Source organism: Spartinivicinus poritis (genome assembly GCF_028858535.1).
GTDB classification, from domain to species: Bacteria; Pseudomonadota; Gammaproteobacteria; order Pseudomonadales; family Zooshikellaceae; genus Spartinivicinus; species Spartinivicinus poritis.
In genome coordinates, this window is record NZ_JAPMOU010000108.1 from 1 (window position 1) to 5,990 (window position 5,990).

Annotated in this window: 6 protein-coding genes; 3 read left to right on the forward strand and 3 right to left on the reverse strand. The window is 38.6% G+C overall.

Annotation, left to right across the window (positions count from 1 at the left end; all coding sequences use genetic code 11):
* Positions 1-119 precede the first annotated feature (119 nt).
* Positions 120-458 (reverse strand): hypothetical protein, encoded by a 339-nt coding sequence (locus ORQ98_RS28685; protein ID WP_274692259.1) that lies wholly within the window; start codon positions 456-458, stop codon positions 120-122.
* Positions 458-1,111 (reverse strand): alpha-ketoglutarate-dependent dioxygenase AlkB family protein, encoded by a 654-nt coding sequence (locus ORQ98_RS28690; RefSeq protein WP_274692260.1) that lies wholly within the window; start codon positions 1,109-1,111, stop codon positions 458-460. Before ORQ98_RS28690 ends, ORQ98_RS28685 begins: the two co-directional genes overlap by 1 nt.
* A 95-nt stretch (positions 1,112-1,206) precedes the next feature.
* Here ORQ98_RS28690 and ORQ98_RS28695 point away from each other — a divergent pair, with 95 nt between their 5' ends.
* The 3 genes from ORQ98_RS28695 to ORQ98_RS28705 all read left to right on the forward strand — a co-directional run bounded on the left by ORQ98_RS28695 (position 1,207) and on the right by ORQ98_RS28705 (position 4,014).
* The gene (locus ORQ98_RS28695) at positions 1,207-2,217 is read left to right on the forward strand and encodes a ribonuclease Z (RefSeq protein ID WP_274692261.1); all 1,011 of its coding nucleotides are present in this window, start codon (positions 1,207-1,209) and stop codon (positions 2,215-2,217) included.
* A gap of 259 nt (positions 2,218-2,476) precedes the next feature.
* The gene (locus ORQ98_RS28700) at positions 2,477-3,151 is read left to right on the forward strand and encodes a response regulator transcription factor (protein WP_274692262.1); all 675 of its coding nucleotides are present in this window, start codon (positions 2,477-2,479) and stop codon (positions 3,149-3,151) included.
* Positions 3,152-3,444: 293 nt separating this feature from the next.
* A complete protein-coding gene (locus ORQ98_RS28705) occupies positions 3,445-4,014 on the forward strand; it encodes a hypothetical protein (RefSeq protein ID WP_274692263.1) in 570 nt (189 codons plus the stop codon).
* 142 nt (positions 4,015-4,156) lie between these two features.
* On the opposite strand, the gene ORQ98_RS28710 is transcribed toward ORQ98_RS28705, so the two are convergent.
* Complete coding sequence (locus ORQ98_RS28710) at positions 4,157-4,390, reverse strand: hypothetical protein (RefSeq protein ID WP_274692264.1); 234 nt, start codon at positions 4,388-4,390, stop codon at positions 4,157-4,159.
* Positions 4,391-5,990: the final 1,600 nt, after the last annotated feature.

Here is a 5,990-nt window from a genome sequence, read left to right on the forward strand (position 1 = left end):
AAATCCTCTCATAACAGTGGATTATACACATGATGCTGTATTATTGAACCTAGAAATGATTCGCGACTGGTATAATTAAAGCAACTATTTTTGTTTGTTATTTCATTCTCTATGAAAAATTACCAGCGCTTGCGATTGCTCTTGGGTTTAAAACCAGCGGGTTTGGCTTTTATCCAGTCAACAAATTCTGTAATCTCCTGGCAGTTTAATAGTGCTTCCCGAGAGCTGTATTGCAACCCTAAATCCCGTTCACTAAAAGAGCTATGAATATGAGAGTGACAAGGGCGACAAAGCCATAAAATACTATTCGTCATTTGTTGTTTAGTAAAACGCTTAACAAAGATTTTGCGGCGATGATGGGTACGGGGAATTAAATGATGCCGTGTGAGTGTTTCTGCTCGCTCACATAATTCACAATGAACGGGTTTACTTGAAAGTTGACTGACTACCTGATTCATTATCGTAGACTTGATGGTTTTATAATTGACCTGAAAGTCAGATTAATTCTGCCATCAGGGATTTTCTTTATTGAACGCTTGGGTACTTGGTGTTGCCAATATTGCTGGGTAGTACCAGCCATGATCAGACAACTCCCAGAGGCTAGAGCCATCGACACTGGCTTTAGTCCATTGGTTTTATAGTGCTTATGACGTATAACAAAATCACGCACAGCACCAAAGCTAACCGAAGCAATTAATGGGTGTGAGCCTAATTCTGGTTCATTATCACTATGCCACCCCATACTGTCAGCTCCGTCTCGATAGTAGTTTAGTAACACACTATTAAATGAAGTACTGGTTACCTGCTCCACCACCTGCTTAATTTCTAATAAAACCGGGCACCAGCTCAACGGCTTAAGCTTCAAGCCAGAGTAGCTGTATTCTGCCTGGTCATCCCCATACCAGGCCGTGAGCCTGGGCTGGTAACACTCACGACCGAATAGTTTGATTTGTGTTTGCTGCCATTGAATAGTTGCCATTGACGACAATTGCTGAAAATAATTCGCAGCAACTGCATGAGAAAATAACTCAGGCATGTACCATACACTAGCATCAATAAGAGGTAGCGAGATAGTATCAGGGCTAGCTAATGTAAATGACGGCTGTTTCATTTCACTATTATCGCTAAGTTCATCATCGTAGGCTAGGGCCTGTTAACAGTATTCTAATCATACCCCTGTAGCCAATTTGACCTGAAGTAGCTCATATGAAAATCACTTTTTTAGGCACCTCAGCCGGTATCCCCACCAAACAGCGTAATGTAACTGGTATTGCTGTGCAGCCTTACCAGCAAGCAGACTGGTGGTTAGTGGATTGCGGAGAAGGCACCCAACACCAATTGCTGTATACTCCATTCAGTCTGAGTCGATTGACCACTATTTTCATCACCCATTTACATGGCGATCATTGCTATGGTTTACCTGGTTTATTAGCCACGCGAGCGTTGCAAGGGGGCAGCCAAAATCTACCATTGACACTGATTGGTCCTGCTGGGATAAAACCATTAATAGAAGGGATCTGCCAACACACCCAGCTATACCTTAACTTTTCACTCAATATTATTGAAGTCAACTCAGTTCCCACTACATTAACAATCGATCAACATCAAGTTGATGTAGTACCCATGGAACATAACATTACCAGCTATGGTTATTTAATTTCCCCACCCGATATTCCTGGCCATCTCAATGCAACCAAAGCAAAAGCTCTTGGTATCCCTCCTGGCCCGATTTATCAACAATTGAAACAAGGCAAACGAGTGGTACTAGATGATGGGCGAGAAGTTGATGGCAATGATTTGCTATCTCCAGCAACACCTGCTCCCAAAGTGCTGATTGCAGGTGATAATGCTAATCCCCAACAACTGTTGCCTTGGCTTGAATCAGCAACATTATTAATACATGAATCAACGTTAACCGAGCCAGAAATGCACAGATTAGCAAACACCATTCATCACTCAACCGCTGCTGCCGTCGCTAAAGCGGCAAATCAAGCTAAATTAGCGAATTTAATTTTAACTCACTTTAGTGCTCGTTATAGGAACTCTGATAACCAAGGGAAGCTAACTATCAACGATATCCGACAAGAAGCCAGTGAGCACTTCCAAGGCCAACTGTTTTTAGCAGAAGATTGGCAGCAGTACACTCTTACCACTGAAGGTAAACTACTATTGACTCAACCTGGTCAAAAACCAAATAGCATACCTCCCATTAATTGATGAAAATTTAACCATCACTCTCCTTTATAAAAAATACCCAGGGTATATCGTCAGGTCGTTAAACTGCCTGACTTTTTATCTAAGAAAAATAACCCATCAGATATTGTGTAAATATTCTCACCAACACAAACAACGTCAGCCAGATCCATTCTTTTCAAACAGTAAAAGGGCTTGTAATATCGTGCTCAATCATATAGAAACATATGGAATTGGGTGAAAATGATCACTTAAAAAAATAATAACAAAAGGCCCCAACACTATGGCTAAACATTACCAGATATTTATTCATGATAACCACCCATTATTCCGCGCTGAGCTTATCCGCGTCATCAAGTCACAACTGACCCAAACAACCTTATATGAAGTTGATCATCCGTTACTTTGGCTTAGCAAAATTAAACGCTTGCCAGGCAATAAGTTGCTGTTATTGGATATCTTAGCTGATGGCGGCTATGGGCTAGCGCATATTTATTACCTAAAACGCTATACCCCACAAATAAAAATTATTGCTATGTCTCCTACCAATAATACTGACTCAACAGCAGCCAAAGCTTACTGGTTAGGCGCTAGTGGTATTTTCCCAAAAAAATCTGGGGCAACCCAGCTCATTCAGCTAATTCATAATATTAAAAACCATGGGCCAACGCCTAACTATAATCAACAAATTACGCCAGAAGAACGAGAACAACTCAGTTTTATTTGTGATCGGATAAAATTGTTGTCTATCCAACAGTACAAAGTACTAATATTACTCACTGCAGGCAAAGTTAACAAACAAATAGCACAAGTACTTGGTGTTGCTGAAGCGACTGTTAAAGCCCATCTAACCAGTATTTTCAAAAAATTAGGCGTACGAAATCGTACTCAAGCAATCATTACAATGAAAGTTTTACAAAGCTATTTGGTCAATAGGCCTTCATTTCAGACTGTTTAAATAATATGCTTTAACCAGACATTTTACCCTGTGGCCAACTATTTGAGATGTTGCTAATCATCAAAACTCACCGCAACATCTCGTCGTTGCTACTGCATCCGTAAAACCGTTAAGATCACTATACAGTTGCCAGTTCTAAAGCCGATTCACAACTCAAATCAGCCAGTATGATATAATAACCAGGTTTAAAGATTGCCCATCAATAGGGCTAATGGTTAAAAACTAACTTATAAATAAGTTATCAGTAAACTATAAGTCAATAAGCTACAAGTTAAAAAGTCAGGATGTAGATTGTGAATAGTGCTGGATTCAGGTTTTTGTCTCTCACCGCGTTAGCTGCTCTCACCGGGTGCTCTCAACTCCCCTCCCAACTCAGCTCAAGCGAAACGATCTTTCTTCATCTTAACCAACGAGTATTGCTTAACCAACAACTCAGTCAATATAGCAACCAAGCACCTGTGTTGGAGCATATTCGAACTTGCACGATTCAAACCGGTCAAACCCAATTATGTGGATTTGCTTATAGTGACCATCTTGAAAACTATCTAATTATTGAAGTATGTCCATCAAGACAGCTAATAAACCAGCAGCCTAATCGTCCACTCGACCCTTATGAAGGCATTTATACTGTTACCCCTGATGGTACCGTTACCCATTACCCTTGGTATAACAAGCAGTTTAATCGTTGGAGTTGCCTGGCTAAACGAGGCGATTCCAGTGAAGAGGCTAAATATGGGGTTATGTTAGGCAATAACAAAAACAGCATTCAAGCCATTGGCTATCGCTATCAAATAGAAGCTCAACAGGGTGTTCATCAATTACAAACAACCCCAGATGGGAAATTAACCGCTATTAATCAATAAAGAAATAACAGAAAAGTCGCGTGTTAAATAAATATAATAAAACACTAACCTACCACTTCAAGGTTAGTGTTAAATAAAATAATTCGTGTAAAACTCATTTGGCTGATAGCAAGCGAATGTAATTGCATTGACGCTACCTCGCTTACTTTAGCTTAAACTGAGTATATTCACCTAAAGGACACCATAAGCTTGCTATAGGTGAGCTGCCAAAAGTGCCCTGGTTATCGGAGCCACCAGACCACTCCGACACCACTCGCTGGGTTTGTCTTTTATTGCTAGCTCGTTTTGCTTTATTAGACTTCTCATGAACACCCCCTTTTTTCATTAAAGGCGATATTGCAATGAGATTTCGCCAGCTATTTTTTCGTTTAGCCATTTTATTTTCCTCTTTATTACAAGGAGTAAACATTTGATATTAATACCACATACCTTATTACAGGCATCAGTTATTCGCCGACAAATACGGCATATTAATCATAATTTCATCAATACAATGATAATGATGATTAATTCTTTTCAGGTCATAAATTTCAGACAACAGTAAGCCTTTGGGACGACCAAGAGGTAAGCCCTAAATAAGCAGAGTCATCGTTACCCAACAACTATTGGCTATAAGCTAAATCGTTCCAACCCAATATTACGATTTTGAAAAATTAACGACATACCTTCCCCTAATACCCAAAATATGTAATATCCAGGCCAAGTCTCATCAACCTTTATGAAAGAAAAAACATTTCTATATCTTCCACAAATGGTCTGTAGAGTTTGCAGAGATTTTAGTCAGTTACTTTTTAGCTTATATAAACAACTGTTGACATTATGATGTATATCTAAAAACACGAGCATTAAAGATACTCTGCTACATCACAATGCAAGCCGCTAATACCCAAGTATTGATTGATAAGATAAAGGCAAGTAAATATTTACATTAAACAGCCATACCCACTGCGGATACCACCAACAATGTATTAAATCACTTGCCCTAAAATTTCAGGCATAAAAAAACCTGGCCAAGGCCAGGTTTCTCTGGCTTGGGCAATTGTACTGCCCAAGCACAAATAAGATGCACTCAAGCAATTACAAAGCTGACTTATAGCAACCTGTAAACTTAATCATGAGTACACCTCCTATATTCAAAAATTAAAACTTGTTGACTAACACAGTAGTGTTACAAAAACTGAGTTAGGAGCAATATTTAAGAACAACTTTCAAAAACAATATTCTTAACTCAATGCAGAGTTGGTAATTCTAATACTACTTAAGGTTATGTCAAGCACTTTTTCCAATACAATAACTTTTTTCATTCTACGTACTTTTACATACTCGTCTACATACCCATCGTTTTGCAGACTAATCTGAAGCCATGAAGCCAGTTACTAATGCTAGAGTTTATACTAAATCAAGACAGGGATCAGTTGTATTGAGTGTAAATTTTTTGAAAATTTGTATTGATACCCAAAGCGCAACTAATACAATTAAGAGTACCTCTAATATGAATAGTATACTAAAGTAGTATTACTTATCTGTAATAATATCAGCACAATTATCTTTATGATCCGGCACAGATTATTTAGGACACCTCTAATAATTGGCTTTATTAACACTATTTTTCCCTTGTTTTCACACATTGAGTGTATTTGATAATTACGTTGTATCTGATAGTTGGGTGTATCTATAAATTATACCCAATATGAAGGGTATCTCAGATGGTTAGTCATTGATATGCAAACATTAACAACCAAAAAAGAGTGTACTTGACTCTCTCCTGCCAACACTTTCATGAATAGTGACTCAACAAACTATCTCAACTAAAGGCCACCAACATACCTTCAAAGCAATGTCTTCAAAACAATGCCTTGATTGCAAATTTACCAGAAAGACAGAGACAACAAATAATGATACCCAATACGAATGGTTTTTAGGTGCGGCCATCAAGTGACGAGGCCCCATGAGCCTATAATAATAGGTGATTGGGG

Excerpts from the sequence above, each read along its gene's own strand:
- ORQ98_RS28700 (WP_274692262.1), top strand. The coding sequence starts at position 2,477 with ATGGCTAAACATTACCAGATATTTATTCATGATAACCACCCATTATTC.
- ORQ98_RS28710 (WP_274692264.1), bottom strand. The coding sequence starts at position 4,390 with ATGGCTAAACGAAAAAATAGCTGGCGAAATCTCATTGCAATATCGCCT.
- ORQ98_RS28685 (WP_274692259.1), bottom strand. The coding sequence starts at position 458 with ATGAATCAGGTAGTCAGTCAACTTTCAAGTAAACCCGTTCATTGTGAA.
- ORQ98_RS28690 (WP_274692260.1), bottom strand. The coding sequence starts at position 1,111 with ATGAAACAGCCGTCATTTACATTAGCTAGCCCTGATACTATCTCGCTA.
- ORQ98_RS28695 (WP_274692261.1), top strand. The coding sequence starts at position 1,207 with ATGAAAATCACTTTTTTAGGCACCTCAGCCGGTATCCCCACCAAACAG.